Raw genomic sequence first — 23,343 nt, 5'->3', positions numbered from 1 at the left:
AGAGGGAGTTGTATATGGACGCCCTGAACGTCGGCAGTCAAGCCAAAGCGCAGACGACGATCCAGACGATACTGCGGGCCTTGAGCGGAATCCGCTATGGGTCGCTGGAAATCATCGTCCATGATTCGGAAATTGTGCAGATCGAGCGGAAAGAAAAGATTCGTATCGGCCCGCAGGCAGGACAAAAAGCATGAGGTGTAACCCCTAAATTATTGATCAAACAATTTACCTGCGGAATTGATCGGCCGACCGGGACACTGGAGGCGCCACAGGAAAGACCTTCACATTCTCAGGCGATCCGACCGGATAACCGGAGGTTCTCATGACTGAAAGGACACTTCGTCATGCGGATTCTCCGGTTGTTTATTTTAAGCATCGCCCTGGCAGGACTCGCCCCAGGCTCGCTCCATACGGCCTGGGCGGCTGAGGAAGGGCAACTGGTGAAAAAAGACGGGCGATGGCAATACGTTTCCACTGAAGATCCCGGCCTCAAGTATCTCTATCTCAAGGGGATCATTACCCAGGAGGAATACGAAAAAGGCCTGTCGGTCGTGCAGGCGAAAGAACGTCTACAAACGCCGAATTTCAAAATCGACGTCAACAACGGCTTGAATATCCGTATCGGCGACAATTTCCTACTGAAAATGCGGGTACTCACCGAGGTCCGGTACACGCACAGCTCCTACAATAAAACCTGGGGAACGATCGGGGACTCAAGGAATCCTGAGATTCTAGGAGGTCAGGTGGAGTTCCGAGCGATTAGAAAGCAAAGCGACTCGAACGAGTTTTCCGTCCCCCGGGCGCAACTGCAATTCATGGGGCATGCGTTCGATCCAGACTTCCGCTACAACGTCTCGTTGGCGCTAGATCAGACCCCCTGGGATCAAGAAGGCGGCAGCGGCAGAGCCAGACTCCTCGATGCCTATATCGCCTCCTGGCATATCCCCTTCGCCACGGTCCAGCTCGGTCAACAAAAAGTCTGGTTCAACCGCTCACAGATCAGTTCGAACGCCACGACGGCCTTCGCGGACAATATGACCGTCCAAAACGCGTTTGCCGCCAATCTCATCAACAGCCGCGACATCGGCATCCAGATCCTCAGCGATGAAGAGCAATACAAGCTCAACTATGCCATCGGCATCTGGAACGGAGCCGGGACGAACCTCACACGAGAAGGCACCTCCGTGAGCCAAGCGGTGCCGGCGTCCAATGTGCAAGCCGGCCTGGGAGGGGGCACGCCCTCGGCCAATGTCCGCCGCACATATAATTGGGACACCCGATTCCTGACCGGAGAGCTAATGTACACGGCCCGCCTGCTGTACAAGATCTCGGGCAATCCGGGATACGGCCAAGGAGACATTCTCAACTCGCGCACCCCCCAGGTCGCGATTGCGGCCGGCTATGCGTATAACCCGGCACAAAACTACCTGAGCTCGATCCGTTCGGACATCGTCGACCGGACATACCGTCAGAGCGTGACCAAGAACGGCAACGGTAGGCTCCTCGGCGGCGGCATTTACGATTTCCAAAGCTATGAGGTGGATGTGATCGGCAAGTACCTCGGCTGGTCGCTCCAGGCGGAAGGCTATTATCGGCATCAACGGGTGCGAAGCCACGACTCCCAGACCATTGCGTTCGATCCGACCACCAACCCCACCGGTCCCCAGGTGGAACTCGGCCGGGCTTGGGGCTGGTACGCGCAGGTAGGCAAGTATGTGATCCCCAGAAAGCTGGAAGTGGCGGTCCGGTACGGATTCATGGATCCGTCCACCAAGCAAGTCAACGACCTGGTCAAGGAATTCGGCGCGGCGCTGAACTACAGCTTCGACGGCACCTACAACAACCGGCTCATCGTGGACTATGCCAACATCACGATGGGCAGCGGCGGGCGGACGCCGGATCGGTCACCCTGGGAAACCATACCGGGATTCGGCAGGAATCTCATCGAGAATCGGTGCAACGTGCAATACCAGTTCTACTTCTAACGAACGCGCGCGAGCCACGTGCAACGGAGGCATCACATGATACGACAATTGGTCCGATCAGGGGCGCTCTTGCTCATCGTCGTCCTGGCCATAGCCTGGGACGCGCCGACCGCGCAGGCCGAACCCACGGCGTCGCTCACCATCGCGGCGGCCAACAGCCTGCATGAACCCTTGAAAGCGGTTCTTCCGCTGTTCGAAGCCCAGCATAAGGAAGTCAACGTTCGGATCGTGTACGGCCCGTCACAGACCCTACGCCAGCAAATCGAACAGGGAGCGCCGGTGGATGTCTATCTCCCCTCCTCGCTCGAAGAACTTGAGTCCCTTCAGGACAAGGGGCTCATCGTCGGATCTCCGCAGATCTACGGGAGCACGGCACTGGTTCTGATCACCGGCACCAGCGCTCCGACCCAAATCAGGTCGATCCAGGATCTCCGCAAACCTGCAGTCAGGCGGATCGCGATCGGCGATCCCAAAACGTCGTCGGTCGGAAAATTCTCGGCGAAATTCTTCAAGAATTCGAATTTTGACCAGGATCTTCGGTCTCGTTACGTGTATGGGGAACATTCCGGCGCAGTGCTCGACTTGGTAGCCAAGGGCGAGGCCGACGTCGGCCTCGTCTACCGGACCGATGCGGCTCAGAATCGCAAGGTCCGCATTATTGCGGAAACCCTGGCCGACTCGCATCCGCCGGTCATCTACGGTCTGGCGTCCGTGTGGACCGTTAGGGACCTGACGCTGGCGCGTGAATTCGGCGCGTTCATGGTCTCGGCTCAGGCGCAGGCCGTCTTGCGGGAACATGGATTCGACCAGGCCACCTCCAACACGAGCCCCGCACAGCGGTAAAAGGAGACGCACATGGAACAGATCAACAGCAGATTGACGCGCAAGGTCCTGTGGAGCCTGGCCTTCGTGCTCTTGGCGATGGACGGAGCGATTGCGAGCGGTTGCGCACGTCAGGCCCCCGTACAGACCGCGGCCGTCCTGGAAGGCGGTCGGGATGTGGTTCGAACCGAGCGAAGTCCGGCCGGCGCATCGCTGAATTCCCATCCGATTAACCTGACGCCGCACGAAATCTCGGCACTCTTGCGAGGTGTCCGCGTCTGGGAACGACGCAATATCATCCATGAACTCCTCATGGGCAAGGCGGACAAGAAACGCGCATTCCGGGAAGATGAAATTTCCGTCCTGTCGCCGGCCCTCTCCAGGGGCCTGGCCCAGGCAGCTCGGACCGATCGCGTCTATTTCCACCTCAGCAATCCGACAGAGACTGGAGATGAAGAAACCACGACGGGCTGGGTGTATGTCCAAGAGCCGCTTCTCTACCTGGTGTTGACTGAAGTGCACGACAAGCATGGCCCGCAGCCGGACATCAGCAAGTACGATCGCCAACTGCCGAACATCTCGGAAGTCCCCGGTCCGTTTAATGTCACCTTCGAGCCGGAAGAATATCTTGAGCGGGTCGGCTCGGCCAGTCCCTGGTTCTCGCCGGAGCAGCAGGAGCAGCTGGAGATCAGGTTTCGCAAGGCCCTGTCGATCGCCGAGCCGGTTCCTGGCGAAGAGCCGAAGCCCGGAAGCCTAAAACCGTAGGCCGCCGCTGATGCACAGGCACGGTTGCGAGCAATGGGCGGAAGCAGGATTGGATGGCCTATCATGGCACTCTTGATCGTCGTCGGCGACTCTATGGAATCGCTGAGCAAGCAGGCCACACGGGAGGGCCTGACACATATCAGGCATTGGAGTGGTCGCCACCGCGGAGACCGGCCACTCTGAAGAGTCGCTGATCGTGGCCTACGCCGAAAGGAACTGCGCGGATATCTGTCACCGGTCAGGCATTGTTACGTCGCGGCACCAGGTGCACGGAACCGGCTTTGATCGCGGCCACGACGGACGCCCCGGGCGAGAGGCGCAGCTCCTCCAGGGCGGAGCGCGTCACGACGGCGGACAGCACAAAACCGCAGTCGATCTCGACGCGCACGAGCGCCCCCATCGGAGTGACCCCGCGCACGGTTCCAGCCAGCTGATTCCTTGCACTGGTTGCGCCTGCAGGGGGCGATTCCAATAAAATATCCTCGGCGCGAATGCACACAAAGACTTCCGGGCCCACCTCCCCTGTGCCAAGCGCCACAAGTTTCCGTTTTTCTACTTCAACCGTCACTAACCCCTGAGTCATCTCGATGACCCGACCCGGCAGAACCGTTTCCATGCCGACGATCTTGGCCACCTCCGCGTCTCCGGGACGATTGAACACCTGTTGCGGCGCTCCTTCCTGCAGCACCCGCCCCTCTCGAAGGACCACCATCCGATCGCCCAACGCCAGAGCTTCCTCCCAATCATGCGTCACCACGATGGTGGGAATGGCCAACTGCCTCAACAACGATCGCAACTCGCCGCGCAATCTGGATCGAGTCGGAATGTCCAATGCGGACAGCGGCTCGTCGAGCAATAATAGGCGCGGACGTCGCGCAAGGACCCTGGCAAGGGCGACTCGTTGCTGCTGGCCTCCGGAGAGTTGGGTGGGGCGAAGACCCTCCGTCCCCTGCAACTGGAGCAAGGCCGTTACCTCCTCGATACGCTGCTGCCGTTCGGTTCCCGGCATATCTCCAAGACCATACGCAATATTGCCCAAGACTGAATAGGTCGGGAACAAGGCATAGTCCTGAGACATGTACCCGATCTGGCGCTGTTGGGGATGGCGTCGGATACTGGCGCCTGTATCCACCCAGGTTTCCGAGCCGAATCGGATGCTCCCCTGGTCCGGCCATTCGAGTCCGGCGAGGCAGCGTAGAATCGTCGTCTTTCCAGAACCGGATGGCCCGAAGAGTACCAGGACCGAGGGAGGTTCATACGCCATGCGAAATGAAGTACTGATCGTCAAGCGACCCGGGAAGGCCTTGACGATGTCAATGATCACTTCTGCGGCCATAGGGCCCAGACCTTCCGGTTCATCGCATAGACGCCCAGCAAGACGATATACGACACCACGAACAGAAACAGAGCGGTCTTGGCGGCACCTGCATAGTTAAGCGCCTGGACCTCGTCGTAGATATCAATCGAAACCGTCCGCGTCACGCCTTCAATATTGCCGCCCACCATCAACACCACTCCGAACTCGCCCAGGGTATGGGCAAAACTCAACACGGCGCCGGTGACTATCCCCGCTGCGGACATCGGAACAATCAGCTTGAAGAAGGTGCGGAATTTGGACACGCCCAACGTCCAGGAGGCTTCAATGAGGCGACGATCCACTTGCTCGAACGCGGCGGCAAAGGGCTGCACGGCGAACGGGAGGCTGTACAGAATGGAGGCGAACAACAGTCCCTCGAAGGTGAAGGGCAAGGGATGTCCGACAAGGGTCGCATAGAACTGCCCGAGCGGGCTGTGCGGCCCGATTGCAACGAGAATGTAGAACCCCAGGACGGTCGGCGGCAGCACCAATGGAAGCGCCACCACAGACTCGGCCAGGAATTTCCAACGCCAACGGGAAAAGCTCAACCAGTAGGCCAACGGCAGACCGATCAGGACCAAAATCAACGAGGTGAGTGTGGCCAGCTTCAGGGTGACCAGGATCGCCATCCAGTTCACGACGGCCCGCTCCTCCTCACCTCATGCAACAAAGACGTGACGATGTCCGTCATTTGCACCGAAATTGAAGTCCCCAAAAACGCTTCGCGGTCAATGGTTCATCCGCGTCGAGGCCGGTCGCCCGCATCTCCGGCTTCGTCTCCCCGTCTTTCGTGATCAGGTAGGCTCCGTGGCAATGCGCTTCAATCATTTTCAAGGCTTCTGCGCGGAACGGCGAGGCGTAGATGCTCTCCCGATCCTTTTTGAGCGGGTAGATCACGAGGCCCCCCTGCTCATCCACGCGCACAAACCGGGCCCCCTCGGCGCATCCGACCAGAGTAGCCAGCAGCGCCAGCCCGGCTACACTCAACCATCGGCGAAGACCAACGGAAAGTTCTGGTAGGCGCACAGGAATCCCGTCCGGGGTTATTCGGGTGATACGAATCCGTAGCCGGCCATGACCTGCCGTCCCTCCGGCCCCTTCAGAAAATCCAAAAAGGCCTTGGCCGCCTGTTGTTGTTTCGTACCCGCCACGATGACCGCTCCCTGCTCGAGCGCCGGATGGGATGCCGCAGGAATTTCCCAATACTGGCCGGCTTCTTTCATGGCCGGTGCCGACGCCAGCGACAAGGCGACGATTCCGATGTCGGCCGCGCCGGATTCGACAAACTGGGCGGCCTGGGAGATGTTCTCACCCAGCACAAGCTTCTCCTTGACCCGGTCGTAAATCTTGAAATGCTCCATCGCCGCGATGGCGGCCCGCCCATAGGGGGCATGTTTCGGGTTGGCAATGGCGATCTTTTTGATTGAGGGGTCCAGCAACGCGTCCATGCCCACTTGCGACACAGGCACCGGAGACGATTTGGGCGTCCAGACCACAATCCGCCCGACGGCATACTTGTAGAGGGAGCCGGGCACCGCATGGCCGGTCTGTTCCAGCTTCTGGGGGTAGCGGATATCCGCCGAGAAATAGAGATCGTACGGAGCCCCGTGCTGAATCTGAGAGAAAAAATTGCCCGATGACCCCAGGGAAAGCCTGACATGAGTACCCGTCGCTTTCTCAAAGTCCGACACGATCTTCTTGAACGCGAAATTCAAGTCGGAGGCAGCGGCGATGGTCAACTCCTCGCCTGAGGCCGACGCAAGTCCTCCCATTCCAAAAACCACCATACAGACCGCCACGACAACCCAAGTTGCAAGCAGAATAGGCGCCATTTTCCCAACGATCATCATCGCTCCTCCACGTATAGACTCTCCTGACGCCACGGCATTCGACCGATGTCTCTTCGTGTACCGATCCGAACCACCGCCACTATACTGGCAGGCCGCCCGCCGCGCAAGACACCGCCTTAGAAGAAGATTTGCAACTGCAGACGGATCGTATTGTCGATCAACGCCCCCCCCTTCGCATCCAAGGGCACCGTGCCCGAAGGATAGGATGACGCGCTGCTCAATGGCCCGACGGCGGGCAAGGGCGCGCTGCGGCCGATCGCATAGCCGCCGGTGCCCATCGCCTGATTCGAATAGGTGAGCATGACTTGATAGTCGTAGACCCCGAAGGGGAAGAAATTGATGGACGCATCCACTTGCTTGATCAGATCGCCGCCGACGCCGGAATCCGGATCCCAATAGGAATAGCGAGCGGCGAATTCGAGATAGCGGGGAATGAGGTAGTAGCCGGACTGGACGTAAAACCCGCTCGCATTCCCCAGCAGCGACGGAGCAAACACCGAGCAAGCCGCGGCGGCCGACACGCGCTGCATGCAGGGCAACCCTTTCTCATGGCGGGTGATGTTTTTGAAGTAGTACTCCCCCTGGAATGAGAAGCCTCGGTACTTGAAAATGGTGTCCAGTCCCCAGGTCGTATAGTCCACGATGCCCCATCCGAGTTGTCGGCCGTTCCCGAATGTGGCCAATGACCGGCGCCAATTGAGATTCGCCAGGTCGATACCGATGAAGGCATTGTCGCTGCTGGTATTGATCTGCGGGTTGTAGGCGATGTTCCCTCCGATCGCCCATTGAGGCGTTTCCGAATAGGCCAGGTCGCCCTCGCCGTAGCCTGGCCGTCCCATGACATTCCACATCACTCGGGCCGTATACATGAGTTGACTGATCGAGCTTCCCCTGAAGTTCGCGTTCAAGTTTCGTTGATTGGTCGGGCAGCTTGCTGGAGAAGGGACCGGGTTACCGCCGGTTTGCCCGCCCGGACAGTTGGGAGTCGGCTCTTCGCTGTCATAGGCCCCGTAGCGGGTGAAGAGGGGACCGCTGCCGTTGAAAACGCCGAGGTAATAGTTCACCGGGTACAGTTCGTCGTCGTTCATGATCGTGATCCCGATGTCGCGGCGATTCAGTCCGTTGGCCGTAAAGGCGTCCTGAATCGGCGCCCGCTCGGCGAACTGCATGGAGGCGGTATTGTTAATTTGTGAGCGGTTGAAAAAGACCTTATACTGCCCGACCTGGACGTTGAACAACGGGAAATGGGTGCTGGTGACGTAGAAGTCGAGGAGATTGGCCGCGCCTGGGGTCTGGGCGTTCTCCGCAGTTTCGAATCCCATTTGCACGAAATATTTAAAATCCGGATTGAAGACGTGCCCCGAAAACAGCAGGCGTGCGCGCCGAAGATTGAAATAGGTGGCGTCGTTCGTCGAGCGGTTCGCGCGATAATCCCCGAACACGCCAAGGAGTTCCGGATAATTCTTGGCATCGCCCGGGTTGCGCCAGGCATCGTTTCGAAATCGCGTCGTTTCCCGGAACATGGCCCGGCCGCGAATCTTGAGGAAGAAGGCATTGTCGTTCGTGGAGATATTGAAGCCCCGATCATACCAGAGCTTGAACGGAACCTGGGTCTGGTACCGATGGGTTTCCGATTCCTTGAGGGCCTGCGCATACTCCTCTTTGGTAATGAGGCCCTTCTCAAACGCCCGATCCATGAGGAGCCGCAACGCCGGGTCCTGGCTTTCCACAAAGACATACTGGCCGTCTTTTTCGATCAGCTGGCCCGAATCCACGGCCACGGCATCCAGGGGACCGGCCAAGAAGCCGATCGCCATGCCGGCCAGAGCCAGCATGTTTATCAAGAAGGTTTTGGCTTTCACTGTATCGATCAACCGAGCCCATCGGCTCATGGCCACCTCCATCAATAAGAGCAAATGAACGGTCTCGTCCGTACCGATATGGGCTACTTGCTGCCGGGCAGGATCGCGGACTTGAGAAAGTCGCGGTACAACAGGCCCCGCTCGTTCACCGTCGGATCGGTGCTCCAAAAGCGATTCGGCTCAAAATAGAGCAGGAAGGTGCCGGGCTCAGGCGGGATCGCGGGATAGCGGAGATCCCACATCTCCTCCTTCCGGATTGAAAATTGCGCGTGGTAATGCTCGAGGGTGAGATGGAAGTAGGGACCGCGGACGGCGATCCAGCCGTCCGTGGTGTCTCGCTCGAGGGCGGGGTTCATGCCGGGAGCCAGTACCGTAAAATGGACCCGTTCCTCCGGCCCCGCCTTCTGCAAGGCCTCGGCAAGGAACAGAACCAGCGCCTCAAGCTCGTCCTGCCGGAAGATCCTTTTCGGCGGCGTTTCTTCGGCAAACCACCGAAGCGGCAATTTCTGTTTCTCCCGAAAGGAGAACGAACCGAGCATGACGGCCAGATCCTGGGCGCTGATCTGAACCGGATGGCTGTACCCAGCCGGCTTGACCTCCCGCTGGATCGTGACGACCGCCCGCTGGTCTTCATGGACAGTCTGGACTGTGTATGGCAGCCGCGCACAGCCGAACAGTGACAACAACCAGCCGGCCAAGACCGCTCCGATCACTGCGTTGGACCACCGATCGATCCTTTTTCGTGTCATCTCAATCTCCTTCTCCGACCAGACACTTCACGGACATCGCTCCATAAAAGACAAGTTTACTGTTAATTTTAAAAGTATACTGACATGAAACGTAAAATTTTTTACGGCTCACCGGGCGTCGTATAGCCCAAAGACCGCACAATGGCTTGCGCATCCGAGGACTCGGCAAAGGCAAGGAATTCCAGGCACAACGTCCGGTCTCGACAGTAACGATGCATCGCCATCGAATGAACGGTCGGCTGGACGGTCGGCCTGTCCGCCGTCGCCACGATGCGAACCCGTTCCTGCTCCAACACGGCATCCGGACCGAACAGAATGCCGACATCCGCCTGTCCCAGCAGCAGATGATCCAACACGCCCCGCGCATCCGAGGCGACATCCAGCCGCGCCTTCACGTCATCGGCAATGCCGAGGGACTCAAAGAGCTGCCCAGTCTGCCGCCCCAACTCCGTCAAGGTCGGATCCGAGATCGCAATCCGGTATCTGCCCCCCGGGCCCAGTTCATCGAACGAAGCCGGCGCCTCTACGAGCGCGACCGGAACGACCAGCACAAGAGGAACGGCCGCGTAAGAGCGCTTCGTGCCGGGCAGGACGTAATACTTGGACTCCAATCGCGTGAGCAGCTCGTCGCCGCCCGGCGCCACCACGTCAATCGGACCACTCCCGAGAAAGAACCTGTGGTCGTTGCCCACCGTGGCAATCATCTGCCTCAGGTCCAGCCCAGAGTCGTAATACACTTTGACCTTCACGCTCGGATGGGCCCGCTCGAACGCTCGCCCCACCGCCTCAATCGGCCCTTTCATGCTGGGCGATGCGCCGATCACCAGCGTTTCGGCGACCGGCTCGGCCAAGGATGCGGTGCCCAGCGACATGCCGACGAACAAGCTTGCAGCCGGCAGCCAAACAATCCACGATCGACTCATGACTCTCCCCTGCCGATGCGCCATGATGCGGTTCGCCTCACAACGTCTGAACCTTTCCGGTTTCCCGCGTGTCATATCCGCCCAAGGCCTCGACTTCGGTGCGAAACGGACGGCTGACCAAGATATCCAGCAATCGTTCCAAGCCTGGATGGTCGGCAAAATATCGCGTAGGAATGACTAAGTCGTACCGTTCCTCCTGCAACGGCAGGAATTCCAACCCCAATAAACGTGCGGCCGACCGCACCCCCATTCCGACATCCGCCTGCCCTTCCGCGATCAGACGCGCGACTTCCAGGTGAGAGCTAGCGCTTCGCTGGTACCCCTTAACCTGATCGACTTTGATACCGGCCGCTGCCAACTTTTGGTCCAGCAACAGCCGCGCGCCGGCCCCTGCTTCGCGATTGATCAAGACCACGCCCTTGCGCGTCAGATCCCCCACCCCTTTGATGCCCTTCGGATTGCCGTGCCTGACCATCAGCCCCTGCTCCCAGGAGGCGAAGGTCACCACTTGGACCTCCGGTCCCTTCCAGTGACGACGTAGGTAGGGCAGGTTCGATTCGCCGGACTTCGGGTCCACAATGTGGAGACCGGCTACATGTACCTCTCCCCGTTTGAGCGCTTCCATGGCGGCAGAACTCCCCATGGACCATTCGACGACCGTCGTCTGGTCCTGCCGGCGGCGGAGATACTCACCGGCGAGAAAGATGGCCGGATCGCAGCCAGCCACGACGATCTCTCCATCCACGATCCGGCGATCTCTCAGGAGTCGGACCCGCACGCGATCCCCTTCCCGCACAGTCCGGCGTAACGCGGTGGGAGACCCAACGAGCAGCCCATCGGCCGGGACGGTAAAGTTCAACACTTCCCCCAGCCCTGCAACCGGCCTGACCAATAGGCGACTTCCAACCCTCGCCACTTTGACGCGGGCCTGGACCGGATCGGACGGAAGAGACCCGACCAACTCCCCTTCGACGATCTCTCCACCGGCAATGAGACTGAAGAGATCTTCGACCCGACAGTCGAGGGCGCCGGCTAGGCGCAGCGCCACCGCCGTCGTAGGCAAATACTGGCTGCCTTCGATGGCATAGATGGCCTGGCGCGTGACTCCGGCCATGCCAGCCAGAGCTCCCTGCGAAAGCCCCTTGGCGATACGCAAGCTGCGCAAGCGATTCTCGATGTTTGCGATCGGTTCGGCGCGGCTGTTTTTCCCCATGGGACCGCGGTATAGCAAATAACCTGTCACTATGTCAACTATCATGACATCCAGGAGCCGATCGCCAGACACCCCTCTCGGCCGCTGGGCGCCGCGAGGCAAGGAAACACCGCAGCGTGACTTAGAACGTCGAGTTGGTGGGAAGGGCGAGGGTAAAGTACTTGCCGCGCTCGACGTAGAGGATGCGCCGAGCGATCAAGGCCGCGAACAGGTCTTCCAGCGAGGCGGGATCGGGGACTTGCCCCCGTCCCGCTTCCTTCAACCCTGCCCGGATCTGCTCCAGGGACTTGGGCGCTTCGTTGCACAACTCGAGAATGGAGGACGCCGGCCAGTCGTAGCGCGTCCGCGTCGGCCTGTCGCTCGACCGCCCATCGTAGACGGTCACATAGCTCAGGGACTTGGAATAGTAGAGAAACGGCTTGTCTGCGGAGGCATGTCTCTGCTGCCAGTCACGAACCAACTGGGTCAACTCTTCGTAGCGCCCCGGGGAGACTTTATGGTCGATCTCGTACTCGAAGTCGTAGGCGATTTTCCGCAAATCCACCACCTTGGGATCATACACATAGTGGTAGGCTAATCCTGGTCCCGTGATGCGAATGCCGTACTGTTCCGGCCTGGTGAAATAAGGGCTGAACCGCTCGAGCCAAAACTTGCCGACTCCTTGGGGAGGCTGAAGATGCAATAGAGAGGGAATCAGCTCGATCTGTTTCCGGTAGTCCTCATCCGTTTCATGAGGAAAGCCCAACAGGATGTTCCAGGAGATATCGACATGGTAGTACAAGCTCCACTTCAAGCACTGGACGTTTTGCATGGGGCTCACGCCCTTGTCCATCTCGTGAAGCTGGGCCTGACTCAAACTCTCGATGCCCGGTTGCATGCATTTCACCCCGCCCTGAGCGAGGGTCTGAATCTGTTTCTTGTGCAGATTGCTCTTGGTTTCGATAAAAACGTCCAGATCCAAGTGGTCCGCCGCGAACTGGCCGAACAACTTGTCCACGTATTTCATGTCGATGATGTTGTCCACCAGACGAAACCGGGTAGAGTCGTAGCGGCTGGACAGGTAGTCCAGTTCCCGCGCCACTTGCTCCGGAGTCTTCGCCCGGAATTTCATGCTCTGGGCGTTCAAACCGCAGAACGTGCAGTGATGCTTCTCACCCCACCAGCACCCCCGGGACCCTTCATAGAGCAGGACACGATCCAAGCCCCTTGACGGCTCCCCGCCGATTTCGGCCACCTGTCGAAAATAATCGTCGTAATCGGGAGGCCCCATCCGCTGAAATTCGGAAAAAAGTTTCGAATTCGGCTCGAAGCAAATCCGCCCCTCCCGGCGATAGGCCACCCCTTTCGGCGGGCTGGCCTCGTTGCCCTCGAGAATCTGCCTCACCAAGGAGGGAAACACCTCCTCCCCCTCCCCCACCACCACATAATCGATCCAGGGGAAGGCGCGGAGGTGCTCGAGACCCATGTCTCCGTCGAAATTGGCTCCTCCGAAGACGATCCGCACGTCCGGATAGATATCCTTGATGAGCTTGGCCAAGGACAGACTGGCCACGTTCTGGTCGAAGGTGGAAGTGAACCCGACGACCTGATACTGCCCCCAATCGATCGCCGTCATGGCCCAGGTGAGAAACTGCGGGGCTCCCCTGGCGGCCAGTTCTTCAAAATACGAGATGGGGTGACCGCTTTCACGAGCCAGCTCTTCGAAGACTGGCTTGAAGGTGCGGGGATAGTCGGCATGCTTGGGGTTCTCGCGGAACAGCAGGTGGGAAAAGAGCCACTCCCCAAGCAGCGCACGCTTCTCGCACAGCAGCTCATACAAGGGCACGCCGATCTTGTGGGCAAACCGGAGGTTGAGATAGTGGCTGGCGACGCCGATCCCCTGAGACTTCAGCAAGGCCGAAAGCGTCCCCAATTGGATGGACGGATACTTGGAATAGCCGAACGGCATATTCACAAGCGCGACTTTGATCGCGTCGCTCACGGCCTTCTCCCTACCGGCAAGCAAGCTCGGTTCAGGCTTCCGACACGGTCACGGTCATCTCGACCCGTTCGAGCGGATTGTCCCGCCCGTCCCGCTTCACGGCGACAATCTTGTCCGCCAGATCCATCCCGCTCACGACCTCGCCGAACGCCGTATACTGCCAATCCAGAAAATTGGCATCGGCCACGCAAATGAAAAACTGCGAGCCGGCGCTGTCCGGATCGTTCGACCTGGCCATAGACAACACGCCCCGCTTGTGCGGTTTACTGTTGAACTCCGCCTTCACCCGGTGGCCCGGCCCACCCATCCCGTGCATGGATCGGTCCGGCTGCTTGCTGTTGGGATCGCCCCCCTGGATCATAAATCCGGGGATCACTCGGTGAAACGTCGTCCCGTCGTAAAACTTCTCCTGGGCCAGCTTGATAAAGTTCTTCACATGGCCCGGCGCCACGTCCGGATAAAACTTCAGCCCGATCTCACCCAGCCGTTCCCCTTTCATCGTCACCGTAATCGTCGCGCGCGTCTTCTCGCTCGGCTCACTCATGGCTTTCCACTCCTCCCCAAATGATCCCATGGCGACTTGGCCGCCGACTCCTGCGCCGCGCCCAGCCCCTCGCTGATCCCGGCCCAACTCTCTCCATCGTCGTCGCTTCGAAACACCCCCGCACTCGTCCCCGCATAGAGCACCCCGCCTCCGGGAGCAACCAAGGCCTGGACAGAGAGCTCCGTCAGCCCCTTGTTCAGGGGCAGCCACTTCTGTCCTTGGCTCACCGTCTTAAAAATCCCCCGTCCCGTGGCGACAACCAGCCCTTTTTCGCTCACTACGATACCCCGGATCGAATCATTGGGGAGGGATCGGCTGATCGGAATCCAGGTTTCCCCTCCATCGGCGCTCCGAAACACCCCGCCGTCGAAGGTGCCCGCGTAGAGCGCTTGTTCCCGATCCAGCGCCAGCACACGAATGAAATTCTCGACCAGCCCTTCATGGTCCTTCAGTCCCTTGGAAAGGCGAGTCCACTCCGCCCCGTTGAACTTCAACCGGAGCACCCCCTTCCCGGATGTGCCGGCAAAGAGAGTCCGATCCATACCCAGCACCAGGGTGTGGATGAGCAGGTCATCAAACCCCTTGGTTACGCGCGCCCAGTGGGTATCTCCTTCTCCCAAGCGATAGACGCCGTCGCCGGTCCCGGCATAGAGGGCGCGGCCATCGATCAGCAAGGCCTTGACCTCCAGCCGCTTGAGCCCTTCGTTCAACGCCTGCCAGCTCTTGCCTTCGTTGTCGCTCCGGAACACGCCCCCTCTGAGGGTGCCGACATAGACCCTTCCGTCCTCCGCAATGGCCAAGGACAGGATAAACCCATCGCTCAGTCCCTCATTGACGGACACCCAGCTCTTCCCCTGGTCATGACTGCGAAACACCCCCTGACCGAACGAGCCGGCATACAGGGCCTGATCCTTGCCCACCGCCAAAGCTTGAATGCTGGGGGCCGGGCTGACCGGCACCTGCTCCAACGGAGCGTCATGGCGACCCGGAGACCGCTGGGCCGCACAGGGTTGGACCGCCCCGAAGAACAAGGCGCAAGCAACAAGTACCAAGGCGGCTTTGAACGGGGCCATCATTTCACCCGCTGGCCGGCCGTGCCCGTCGGCAGCACCGGAACAGGCCCATCATGATCCTGCCCCGGCGCTCCTTGCGGAAGGCGCCGGCCAAACAAGCGGGTCCCAAGAATGCCGATCTCATACAGGACCATGAGGGGCACCGCCATCAAGAGCATGGTGAACAGGGTGGCGTCGGGCGTGACGATTGCCGACAGGATCAAGGCCGTCATGACGGCATGTTTGCGGTAATGGCTGAGCAACGCCGGCGACACGACGCCGATGCGCGACAACAGCGTCAACACCAACGGTAGCTCGAACGCGAACCCAAAGATCAGCAGAAATTTGACGTTGAAATCGACGTAAGTGCCGACAGCCAATTGGGGAACCAGCGCTCGCTCCATACCGAAACTGACGAAGAACTGGATGACCAGCGGCAGGATGACCAGATTGCAGAAAACCATTCCCAGGGCGAAAAATCCTGCCGCCAGACAGAAGAGGGGAATGGCCCACCGTTGCTCCTTCGGGAGCAGGGCCGGCTCGATGAACTTCCAGCATTGATAGAGAATCACTGGCAGACTCAGCACGATACCGGCCAGGATCGATACCTTCACGGAGGCAAACAGAGCTTCGGTGGGGCTGTAAAAAATCAGCTCGTCCGAAAAGGGGCGCTTGAACCATTGAATCAACTCCCCCGCATAAGCAAAGGTCAGGATGAAAGACGCCAGGACCGCTCCCGCAATCACGATCAGGCGCCGCTTGATGCTGGCCAGGTGGTTGGCCAGCGGCGGCAGCACGGTAGCCATGGACTTGACGCCTGGAAATTCCATCACGTTGGTCCGCGAATTGCCGGTGAGCGGGCGGCGGCGCCCTACCCGTTCTCCCGATACAGGCGAATCAACTCCGCCATCCTGTCCTTCTTGGCCAGTTTCTCTTTTTGGAGCTGCTTCTTGACCAGCTCCTCCTGGGGGGTCAGCACATGTCGCTTTTGCAATTCCGCCAGTTCCGCATCCAGCCGGTGGTGAATCTGTTCGAGTTCCTTGAATTCCGTGCTGGACCCTCTCAACAGCTCCGAGACACGTGCGTCAGTCAGCATGCTCCACCTCCTGGCTTAGGGTTAGAACGCCCACCGACTCTCGTTGCATCAGCACGGCATCTTCGATCGGATCCGCGTAGTACCGGGAACGAACAGCCACCTGTCGGAATCCCAAGCCTTCGTACAGGCGCCTGGCCGCATGATTCGAGACCCGCACCTCGAGCACCGCCCGTGTAGCACCACGGTCACGGGCCAGGGAGAGGGCGTGGAGGACCAGTGCCCTGGCAATGCCCCGGCGCCGACTCCCCGCTTCCACGGCCAAATTCATGAGGCGCAACTCCTCGAACACGATCCAGAAGCACAGGTAGCCGACGATCTCTCCGGTCCGCCCGTCCGACCGCCGTCGCGCGGTGAGGAGCTGACTGAAGGGATTCTGCAACTCCGCTTCGAGCATCTTACGGGTCCAGGGAGCCGTGAACGAGGCCTGCTCGATCGCAACGAGACGATCGAGATCCCCCCTTTGTGCCGGCTCAAACAGAAACCGAGAGGCAAGAGGATCTTGGCGATCGTGAACCACGCTACCCCTATGACTGTCCATGACCGCCTTCGTCCCGGCCAGGGATAGAGGCGACAGCCGGCGCCCGCCGCTCCCAAGCCACCTCCGCTTCAGCTCGTTGAACATACAAGGGGACCAACCCCTGGCTTGCTTTGTCACCCCGTGCCAGCCGTTCCAGTCCGGCCAGGCCGACGCTCACGGCTGAAACCGCCATCGCCTCAGGAGGCGCCTGCTCCACCTTCACCATCCGTTCTGCGAGCACCAGCTGCAACTCGTCCTCGTTGCCCTCCCAGCCGTCGCCCAGTACGACGGTCGAGTCTGTGATGGACTCACCCAGCGCCCGGAGCGTTCCGGCTCGTGCTTCCGAAATCCGAGTCAGCACCGTTTCCGAGGTCCAGCGATACAAAGCCCAATAGACCTCGCCGGTTCTGGCCTGCAGGATCGGACAGATGGTGCACCCCACCTCCCGGTGATTCCAGGCTAGGGCTTCCAGGGTTGGAACCGCTGCCAAGGGAAGACCGGCGACCGTTCGGAAGCCCATCATCGTGGCCAGGCCAACCCGCAAGCCGGTGAACGATCCAGGCCCAATGGAAACGGCCAATCCGTCCAGACCGGTCAGAGACAAACCGGTTTCAGCCAAGAGCCGATCAATGGTCGGCACCAACCAGCGCGCATGGGCCCCTCGGGCATCTTCATCCGAACGTGCCAACACCCTCGTCCCATCCAGGATCGCCACGCTTTGACGCCTCGTCGCGGTTTCCACGGCCAAGACTTTCACGATCTCGCCCCCGTCGCATCAAAGAACGTGTGCGCCATCGGACGCACCGGCCGACGGATATCTTCCTCCTCCTTCCGGACCACGCCCAAGTCTTCCGGTTTCAGGACCGGATTCGGCACGATCTCATGAAACGTGAGTTGCAGGGCGCCGCCCCCCTGTCCGTCTTGGATCATGACCTTGAAAGGCTTCAGGAGCGGGCCGGCCTCGCCGGGCAAGGACGACTGGACAGCTCGAAAATCATCGAACCGAACCGTCGCTTCCAGTTGGCCGGACTGGCTCAGGCGATCCTCCTGCACCACCTGCAGCGACTGCCGATCAAACCAGATGCGGCGCAGAGGCGTGGCATGATCGGCTGTGCCGTCCGATGATGCCAGCACATCCAAACGATACCGGTCCCCGTCTTCAACCAGGGCGACGCGGTCCCCCTCGTCCACGGAAGCAGTCCCGACGGCGCCGCTCATGGCCAGGAGGCTCAACTGGATGGGCTTGCTGATGGCGCCCAGGTCCTGAAGATCGCCCAACCGTCCCGTATAGGTCTTCCCCGAGGCCAGCAAGCGAAGCCGGTACAAGTCTTCCGCCACGATAAAGTCGAACAGGGGTCCGCCGATTTGATTAAAGCCTTGCAGCCTGAGCGCATTCGGCCGCCGGTAATATACGGCCCCTTCCATGCGCTGGACCAAGAAGCTGCCGACTCCCTTCACCTGGGCTCTGAACAGACCCTTGACCGTCTGGATCGCCGCCTCACGTTCCTTCAGCAATTGCGTCAGTTGCGAAGCCGTGGCCTCCTGGAGCGTCGGCCCTTCCGGCTTGGACCACAGGGCGCAGCCGGACAGCACTACAAGAGGCAAGAGGCAACAGACCACGCGCCATGAGGGCAGACTGCCACGTGCCGTTTTTGCCGTCGTCCTAGGCGAACGCCGCATCCAATGCGTCTCCAATCTCTCGGATCCCCACGAGTTCCATCCCCTCGACCGGCTCCAGCTTGGCCAGATTCCGTTCCGGCAGCAGGCAGCGTCGAAACCCCATTTTGGCCGCCTCGCGCAAGCGGAGATCCACCTGGCTGATGGCGCGCACCTCTCCACCGAGGCCCATCTCGCCCAGGACGACCGTGCGGTGATCGATCGGACGCTCGCGGAGGCTGGACGTAATGGCCAACGCAATCCCCACGTCCACCGCCGGCTCCTCGATTTGCAGGCCGCCCACGACGTTCACGTAGACATCCTGCCCGGAAAAATGCAACCCGAGCCGTTTCTCCATCACCGCCAGCAACAGGGAGACCCGATTCAGCTCCACGCCGTTCGCCATACGCTTCGGCATGGCATAGCTCGTCGAAGACACCAACGCCTGCAACTCGACCAGAATGGGCCGCGACCCCTCCAGACTGGAAACGACGACTGAGCCGGTACTCCGCTCGGGCCGCTCGGCCAGGAACAGTTCCGATGGGTTGCCGACTTCTTCGAGCCCCGCGTCCTTCATCGTAAAGACCCCGATCTCGTTCGTGGATCCGAACCGGTTCTTCACGGCGCGCAAGATCCGATAGGCATGGCCCCGGTCGCCCTCGAAATACAGCACCGTATCCACGATGTGCTCCAGAAGCCGGGGCCCGGCAATCGCCCCTTCCTTCGTCACATGGCCGATGATGAACACCGGCACGCCGCTCCGCTTGGCAAACCCCATCAACTGCCCCGCCACCTCCTGCACCTGACTGATGCTGCCGGGCGCGGAAGTGATCTGGTCGGTATAGACCGTCTGGATGGAGTCCACCACCACAACCGTCGGCTGCAACTCGTGGATCGACTTGAAGATGGTTTCGAGTGACGTTTCGGCCAGGATGAAGAGGGCCGGGTCTTCGACGGCCAGCCGCTGCGCCCGCATCTTGATCTGCCGCGGGGACTCTTCTCCCGACACGTACAGGACTTTTTCGCCGGCCATCGCCAGCTTCGGCAGGGCCTGGAGGAGCAGGGTGGTCTTGCCGATGCCGGGGTCGCCCCCGATGAGGATCACCGACCCGGGTATGACGCCGCCCCCCAACACACGATCCAGTTCGCCGATCCCCGTCTCCAGCCGATCTTCGCCGATGATCTCGATTTCGTTGATGGGCGTCGCCTTCGAACCGGCCACGCCGGGATTCCCCGCACGACCAGGACCGGTCGCAGGAAGCCGTTCCTCCTTCAGGCTATTCCACCGGCCACAATCGGGACATCGCCCCAGCCACCGGGGAGCCTGGTGGCCGCAAACCTGGCACAAAAAGCTGGTTTTGACTCGCATCGTCTGGAGTTTCTTCGTCACGCCGGCCTGGTTCTAGAGTGTCAGCTGGTTGCATCTTAAAGCAACCGGGCACAAAACACAAAAGGGTCGCAGCCCAGGAGAAAATTCCTAACTCCGCAGCTTCTTTCGGATTTCTATCCAGCTTTTCATGATATGCGCCTTCTTCGGCACCTCCTCGTCGCGAGAGCCGGCAGGTAGGATCACCGCATCGATTCGATGCGCCACCAACGTCTCGGCAAACTCTCGCGTCCTTCCGATTCCCACCTTGACATTGGCCCACCCTTCAGCCTTGAGCCGGTCCAGCAACTCGGTTAAGCCGACCTGACCAGGCCTTGCCGTCATCAACAAGCCGGGTGGGAATTTGGCCTGTTGCAGCCATGTCCGTATATCCGATTCCTTCGGCCAGACCGCAGGTTGTGACCAGGATAGATAGACGACGTTATAATAATAGTCGGTCAGCCGTTTCAGCTCCTCTGCCGCCTCCGTGAGGGGTTCCGGCTCCGCGCTTCCCACAGGAAGCGACAGGCCTGGCGGCATCCCGAAAGGCGCTTTGGACTCCTTGGCCAGCGCCGCAAGATCCACCAGCAGAATGGGGCGACGGCGTTCCCAGCAGGCAAGCGTGCCGGTGGCCTCAGGACTGTCAACTCTCGGACTGCCGGCAACCCTGACGGTGACCACATACGTTCCCCGCATTCGGCAGGCCGCGTCAAAGAACGCCCGCCCGTCGCCACCCGTCATGGCCAGGCCGGCCTTGGCTCCCCCGACCAGTAATTCCAATGGCTCGCCGCCCATGCCCGGCTGCCCCGGACCGCTACGGAACAGCCTGACCTCGATCCGGGCTGGCTTTCCCGGCACCGTCAACGCATCACGCACCGACAGTTGTCCCTGGGTCTTCTCCGCCGCATCAACTTGCCCCAGAACTAACCACCAGCAGACAAGCGCCAGAAAGGCGATCAGAAGCAGACCGGGAGCAAAGGGCGGAGAGCGCACATCCTGGCGTACCCAGACCATGGCATTGGGCTCAGCCGGAGCGATGCAGGAAGGAGCATGAATGCGACCCGCTCGCTCGGCGGGGCCGGAAATTTCTGTTGGCCGTCCGGCCACCGCGCACCTCCGTCGAGTCGGGGAGTGGGATGGGAGCGTTTACATCAGACCGTGGCCACGCTTGGCGATGGAATAGGCATCCCCGCCGGAAAAGACGATCATGCTCAGATAGAGGAGCTCGGCGGGAGCCCACAGGAGTCGAGAGATCAGAAACAACGCGATCGCAAACGCCACCACGGCATACCCGCGTTTGTCGCCCAGATACAAATGTCCGAGGCCAGGAATGAGAGACAACGACGCCGCTCGCAACCCGTGCCAGGTCTTCTCTCGGTTATCCATACCAAGAAAGCGCTCAGCCTTCAGCCGGGAGCCGAGCGCCGACGGCTGACAGATTCCTCACTTCTTTAAGGCCGCCAACACCTCATCCGCATGGCCGTCCACCTTGACCTTGCGGAACAGGGCTTTGACGACACCCCGTTCATCTATGACAAACGTGCTCCGTTCGATGCCCCAGTATTTCTTCCCATACATATTCTTCTGCTTGTAGACCCCGTAGGACTTGGACACCGACGCATCCTCGTCGCACAGGAGCGAAAAAGGCAGATCGAATTTGGCGATGAATTTCTTGTGCGCCTCCGCCCCGTCAAGACTGACGCCCAGGACGACGGCGCCGGTCTGCCGAAGCCGTTTATGGGAATCGCGGAAGTCGCAGGCCTCCTTCGTACAGCCGGGCGTGTCATCTTTGGGATAGAAATACAGCACGATGGGATTGCCCTTGAGCCCCTTCAGCGCGACGGTTTTTCCGTTTTCGTCGGACAGTGAAAACTCCGGCGCGGGCACGCCGACCGCCAACTCCGTTGCCATAATACCGGCCTCCACTCTCTGTCCTAACGACTCATGCCCCCCGGCTTGGTGCCGAGCCCGGGCCTCTGGTTCGTGTAACTGTCGTCCACCTTCTTCTTGCGAATATTCGGATCGGGACTCCCATATTGGCGCAAAGCCGGAGAGTCCCAGATCACCTTGTTGCCGGGAGCCAGATTCGCCGCTTCGATGAAATGTTCCCGGGCCGCATCGTTGTCGCCCATCGCGAACAGCGCCAGGCCCAGATTGTAATGGGCTTCTCCGGAATCCGGCGCCGCCGTCACGGTTTGCTCGAACGAAACCTTCGCGGCATCGAACTGGCGGCTTTGATAGGCTTTGGTCCCTTGCTCATTGGCTTGGACGGCCACCGTGGACGCGCTCATTGGGAGCGGCAGAGGGGCCCGCGCTTTCGGCTTCTCCGGCGACGACGATGAGCAAGCGGACGCCCACACACCAACAAACAGCAGAAGGATACCGATCATGGGTTTCATAATTCCCTCACAGACCAACGGACAACGTTCGACCCGGCTCCTAGGAGGACCTGTGTTTCCGCAACTCCTCCTCCATCGCTTTCCGATACAGCACTTCCCACTCCTGACTGCCCTCCGCAATGGGACGGGAATAGGAGGCCAGCTTGGCCCGCACCGACCGCTCGACCGCCTCTTCCTGGACCAATTCCAAGGCCAGGATGCGCTTGATCTCGCGCAGGGCGTGGGTCTCATCACCCTTCAATTTTGCGGCCGTCGTCTTCTTCAGACAGGCCAGAATCACATGCGACAGATGGGTGATCTTGTCGTCGCTCAACAGCATTGCACTCACCGATGAACGCCAAATAACGACCGCGGCAATATAAAGTCGATGCGATCAGACTTTACATTCACAGCTCTTCGTTCATCATGCATCGTTCAGCTTTCCGCGTTAAAGAATGAGCCCCCGATCCCGAACCAGCTTGCTTTTGATCATCGTAAACATCTTCTGATAGTCCACCCGCCCCTGTTCGATCTCGGCTTCATAGGCCTTCATGAGGCCGCGGATCTCCGCGTTGAGGCGATCCTCGACCATGAGTTCTTCCGTGATTGCCTGCTCCAGCGCTTCCGCCAGGGCTTTCGGCGTTCCGGTCAGGTCCAGATGCCCCTGGGCCTGGAGCCGAGCGCCCAGGGTCTGCGCCAGATGGGTCACCCGTTCCTTCGAGAGCTTCATCTGTCCCCCGCGATACCGGAGCCATCCGACACACGGTGCATGATTCGGCTCATGCCTTGTCGACCCGGATGGTGGTCGCCCCCAGGGCCTGTCGCAACTGGGTCGCATCGCCCACGATCCGGCCGATCACATTGACCCGGTCGGCGGGCACGGGATCGGGCCCCATACTCATCGGCGTCCGGCCGAAGAAGATGGCGAGGACTTCCCCCACCCCCCAGAAAGCCACATCGCCGACTTTCACCTGCGTCGTCGCGATCTCCCGATGGTCCTTGACCCCCGGCATCTTGAAATAAAACTCCTCGCCCCAGCTGTTCACAGAGGCTTCGACCGGCAACGCCGCATAAATCGCCTCGGTGGTCTTATTGTTCTTCAATTCCGCTTCCAGTTTCACCCCGCCGATCTTGATCGTGATGCGTTTGGTGCCGTTGTCCGCCATACTCGACCGAGCCCCCACGTTCCGGTTTTGTTTCTTCTGGGGCTGCCACAAGCCCTGCGCG

28 protein-coding genes are annotated in these 23,343 nt (G+C 60.1%); 4 read left to right on the top strand and 24 right to left on the bottom strand.

Features of this window, described 5'->3' with window-relative positions; genetic code table 11:
• Nucleotides 1–14: 14 nt before the first annotated feature.
• The 4 genes from EPO61_13620 (at nucleotide 15) to EPO61_13605 (ending at nucleotide 3,572) form a co-directional block, all read left to right on the top strand.
• Nucleotides 15–194, top strand: coding sequence for a DUF2292 domain-containing protein (locus EPO61_13620; protein TAJ07017.1), 180 nt, complete (start codon nucleotides 15–17; stop codon nucleotides 192–194).
• Between the two features lie 150 nt (nucleotides 195–344).
• Nucleotides 345–1,985 (top strand): hypothetical protein, encoded by a 1,641-nt coding sequence (locus EPO61_13615; protein ID TAJ07016.1) that lies wholly within the window; start codon nucleotides 345–347, stop codon nucleotides 1,983–1,985.
• A 36-nt stretch (nucleotides 1,986–2,021) separates the two neighbouring features.
• Entirely contained in the window at nucleotides 2,022–2,828 is an 807-nt protein-coding gene (gene modA / locus EPO61_13610; protein ID TAJ07015.1) for a molybdate ABC transporter substrate-binding protein, read from the top strand.
• Nucleotides 2,829–2,840: 12 nt separating this feature from the next.
• On the top strand, nucleotides 2,841–3,572 hold the full coding sequence (locus EPO61_13605) for a hypothetical protein (GenBank protein TAJ07014.1): 732 nt from the start codon (nucleotides 2,841–2,843) through the stop codon (nucleotides 3,570–3,572).
• Between the two features lie 238 nt (nucleotides 3,573–3,810).
• Here the strand turns inward: EPO61_13605 and EPO61_13600 are convergent, their stop codons facing one another.
• The 24 genes from EPO61_13600 to EPO61_13485 all read right to left on the bottom strand — a co-directional run bounded on the left by EPO61_13600 (nucleotide 3,811) and on the right by EPO61_13485 (nucleotide 23,282).
• On the bottom strand, nucleotides 3,811–4,908 hold the full coding sequence (locus tag EPO61_13600; GenBank protein ID TAJ07013.1) for an ABC transporter ATP-binding protein: 1,098 nt from the start codon (nucleotides 4,906–4,908) through the stop codon (nucleotides 3,811–3,813).
• Nucleotides 4,893–5,567 (bottom strand): molybdate ABC transporter permease subunit, encoded by a 675-nt coding sequence (gene modB / locus EPO61_13595; GenBank protein ID TAJ07012.1) that lies wholly within the window; start codon nucleotides 5,565–5,567, stop codon nucleotides 4,893–4,895. The genes EPO61_13600 and modB overlap by 16 nt, the downstream gene beginning before the upstream one ends.
• A 49-nt stretch (nucleotides 5,568–5,616) precedes the next feature.
• Nucleotides 5,617–5,916: a hypothetical protein gene (locus tag EPO61_13590; GenBank protein ID TAJ07011.1), complete on the bottom strand. Its 300-nt coding sequence runs from the start codon at nucleotides 5,914–5,916 to the stop codon at nucleotides 5,617–5,619.
• 56 nt (nucleotides 5,917–5,972) lie between these two features.
• Nucleotides 5,973–6,761 carry a molybdate ABC transporter substrate-binding protein gene (gene modA, locus EPO61_13585; protein TAJ07428.1) on the bottom strand — a complete coding sequence of 263 codons (789 nt, stop codon included), beginning with the start codon at nucleotides 6,759–6,761 and terminating at the stop codon, nucleotides 5,973–5,975.
• Nucleotides 6,762–6,895: 134 nt separating this feature from the next.
• On the bottom strand, nucleotides 6,896–8,683 hold the full coding sequence (locus tag EPO61_13580; protein ID TAJ07010.1) for a hypothetical protein: 1,788 nt from the start codon (nucleotides 8,681–8,683) through the stop codon (nucleotides 6,896–6,898).
• A gap of 41 nt (nucleotides 8,684–8,724) precedes the next feature.
• Nucleotides 8,725–9,390: a hypothetical protein gene (locus tag EPO61_13575; protein TAJ07009.1), complete on the bottom strand. Its 666-nt coding sequence runs from the start codon at nucleotides 9,388–9,390 to the stop codon at nucleotides 8,725–8,727.
• Nucleotides 9,391–9,491: 101 nt separating this feature from the next.
• A complete protein-coding gene (locus EPO61_13570) occupies nucleotides 9,492–10,388 on the bottom strand; it encodes a hypothetical protein (protein ID TAJ07008.1) in 897 nt (298 codons plus the stop codon).
• Nucleotides 10,351–11,526, bottom strand: a complete 1,176-nt coding sequence (locus tag EPO61_13565; protein TAJ07007.1) for a helix-turn-helix domain-containing protein — start codon at nucleotides 11,524–11,526, stop codon at nucleotides 10,351–10,353. The genes EPO61_13570 and EPO61_13565 overlap by 38 nt, the downstream gene beginning before the upstream one ends.
• Nucleotides 11,527–11,647: 121 nt before the next feature.
• Nucleotides 11,648–13,474, bottom strand: a complete 1,827-nt coding sequence (locus tag EPO61_13560; GenBank protein TAJ07427.1) for a RiPP maturation radical SAM protein 1 — start codon at nucleotides 13,472–13,474, stop codon at nucleotides 11,648–11,650.
• A 64-nt stretch (nucleotides 13,475–13,538) separates the two neighbouring features.
• Nucleotides 13,539–14,051, bottom strand: a complete 513-nt coding sequence (locus tag EPO61_13555) for a peptidylprolyl isomerase (GenBank protein TAJ07006.1) — start codon at nucleotides 14,049–14,051, stop codon at nucleotides 13,539–13,541.
• Entirely contained in the window at nucleotides 14,048–15,103 is a 1,056-nt protein-coding gene (locus EPO61_13550; GenBank protein ID TAJ07005.1) for a hypothetical protein, read from the bottom strand. Before EPO61_13550 ends, EPO61_13555 begins: the two co-directional genes overlap by 4 nt.
• Nucleotides 15,104–15,123: 20 nt before the next feature.
• Nucleotides 15,124–15,933: a twin-arginine translocase subunit TatC gene (gene tatC / locus EPO61_13545; GenBank protein TAJ07004.1), complete on the bottom strand. Its 810-nt coding sequence runs from the start codon at nucleotides 15,931–15,933 to the stop codon at nucleotides 15,124–15,126.
• Nucleotides 15,934–15,974: 41 nt separating this feature from the next.
• Nucleotides 15,975–16,199 carry a DUF465 domain-containing protein gene (locus EPO61_13540; GenBank protein TAJ07003.1) on the bottom strand — a complete coding sequence of 75 codons (225 nt, stop codon included), beginning with the start codon at nucleotides 16,197–16,199 and terminating at the stop codon, nucleotides 15,975–15,977.
• Nucleotides 16,189–16,737 (bottom strand): ribosomal-protein-alanine N-acetyltransferase, encoded by a 549-nt coding sequence (rimI, locus tag EPO61_13535; protein TAJ07002.1) that lies wholly within the window; start codon nucleotides 16,735–16,737, stop codon nucleotides 16,189–16,191. The genes EPO61_13540 and rimI overlap by 11 nt, the downstream gene beginning before the upstream one ends.
• Complete coding sequence (tsaB, locus tag EPO61_13530; protein TAJ07001.1) at nucleotides 16,724–17,476, bottom strand: tRNA (adenosine(37)-N6)-threonylcarbamoyltransferase complex dimerization subunit type 1 TsaB; 753 nt, start codon at nucleotides 17,474–17,476, stop codon at nucleotides 16,724–16,726. Before tsaB ends, rimI begins: the two co-directional genes overlap by 14 nt.
• Complete coding sequence (locus EPO61_13525; protein TAJ07000.1) at nucleotides 17,470–18,321, bottom strand: hypothetical protein; 852 nt, start codon at nucleotides 18,319–18,321, stop codon at nucleotides 17,470–17,472. Before EPO61_13525 ends, tsaB begins: the two co-directional genes overlap by 7 nt.
• Before the next feature lie 58 nt (nucleotides 18,322–18,379).
• Nucleotides 18,380–19,741 carry a DNA repair protein RadA gene (gene radA / locus EPO61_13520; GenBank protein TAJ07426.1) on the bottom strand — a complete coding sequence of 454 codons (1,362 nt, stop codon included), beginning with the start codon at nucleotides 19,739–19,741 and terminating at the stop codon, nucleotides 18,380–18,382.
• Between the two features lie 108 nt (nucleotides 19,742–19,849).
• Nucleotides 19,850–20,752, bottom strand: coding sequence for a hypothetical protein (locus EPO61_13515; GenBank protein TAJ06999.1), 903 nt, complete (start codon nucleotides 20,750–20,752; stop codon nucleotides 19,850–19,852).
• Between the two features lie 132 nt (nucleotides 20,753–20,884).
• Nucleotides 20,885–21,124: a hypothetical protein gene (locus EPO61_13510; GenBank protein TAJ06998.1), complete on the bottom strand. Its 240-nt coding sequence runs from the start codon at nucleotides 21,122–21,124 to the stop codon at nucleotides 20,885–20,887.
• Nucleotides 21,125–21,181: 57 nt separating this feature from the next.
• Nucleotides 21,182–21,649, bottom strand: a complete 468-nt coding sequence (locus EPO61_13505; GenBank protein ID TAJ06997.1) for a thioredoxin-dependent thiol peroxidase — start codon at nucleotides 21,647–21,649, stop codon at nucleotides 21,182–21,184.
• A gap of 23 nt (nucleotides 21,650–21,672) precedes the next feature.
• On the bottom strand, nucleotides 21,673–22,029 hold the full coding sequence (locus EPO61_13500; GenBank protein TAJ06996.1) for a tetratricopeptide repeat protein: 357 nt from the start codon (nucleotides 22,027–22,029) through the stop codon (nucleotides 21,673–21,675).
• Nucleotides 22,030–22,177: 148 nt separating this feature from the next.
• Entirely contained in the window at nucleotides 22,178–22,465 is a 288-nt protein-coding gene (locus EPO61_13495; GenBank protein ID TAJ06995.1) for a DUF507 family protein, read from the bottom strand.
• Between the two features lie 99 nt (nucleotides 22,466–22,564).
• The gene (locus tag EPO61_13490; GenBank protein ID TAJ06994.1) at nucleotides 22,565–22,954 is read right to left on the bottom strand and encodes a DUF507 family protein; all 390 of its coding nucleotides are present in this window, start codon (nucleotides 22,952–22,954) and stop codon (nucleotides 22,565–22,567) included.
• The gene (locus EPO61_13485) at nucleotides 22,896–23,282 is read right to left on the bottom strand and encodes a hypothetical protein (protein TAJ07425.1); all 387 of its coding nucleotides are present in this window, start codon (nucleotides 23,280–23,282) and stop codon (nucleotides 22,896–22,898) included. Before EPO61_13485 ends, EPO61_13490 begins: the two co-directional genes overlap by 59 nt.
• Nucleotides 23,283–23,343: the final 61 nt, after the last annotated feature.

It is taken from the genome of Nitrospirota bacterium, assembly GCA_004296885.1.
GTDB lineage: Bacteria > Nitrospirota > Nitrospiria > Nitrospirales > Nitrospiraceae > SYGV01.
The sequence above is the reverse complement of the archived record's forward strand: the minus strand, read 5'-3'. Positions and strand labels throughout refer to the sequence as shown.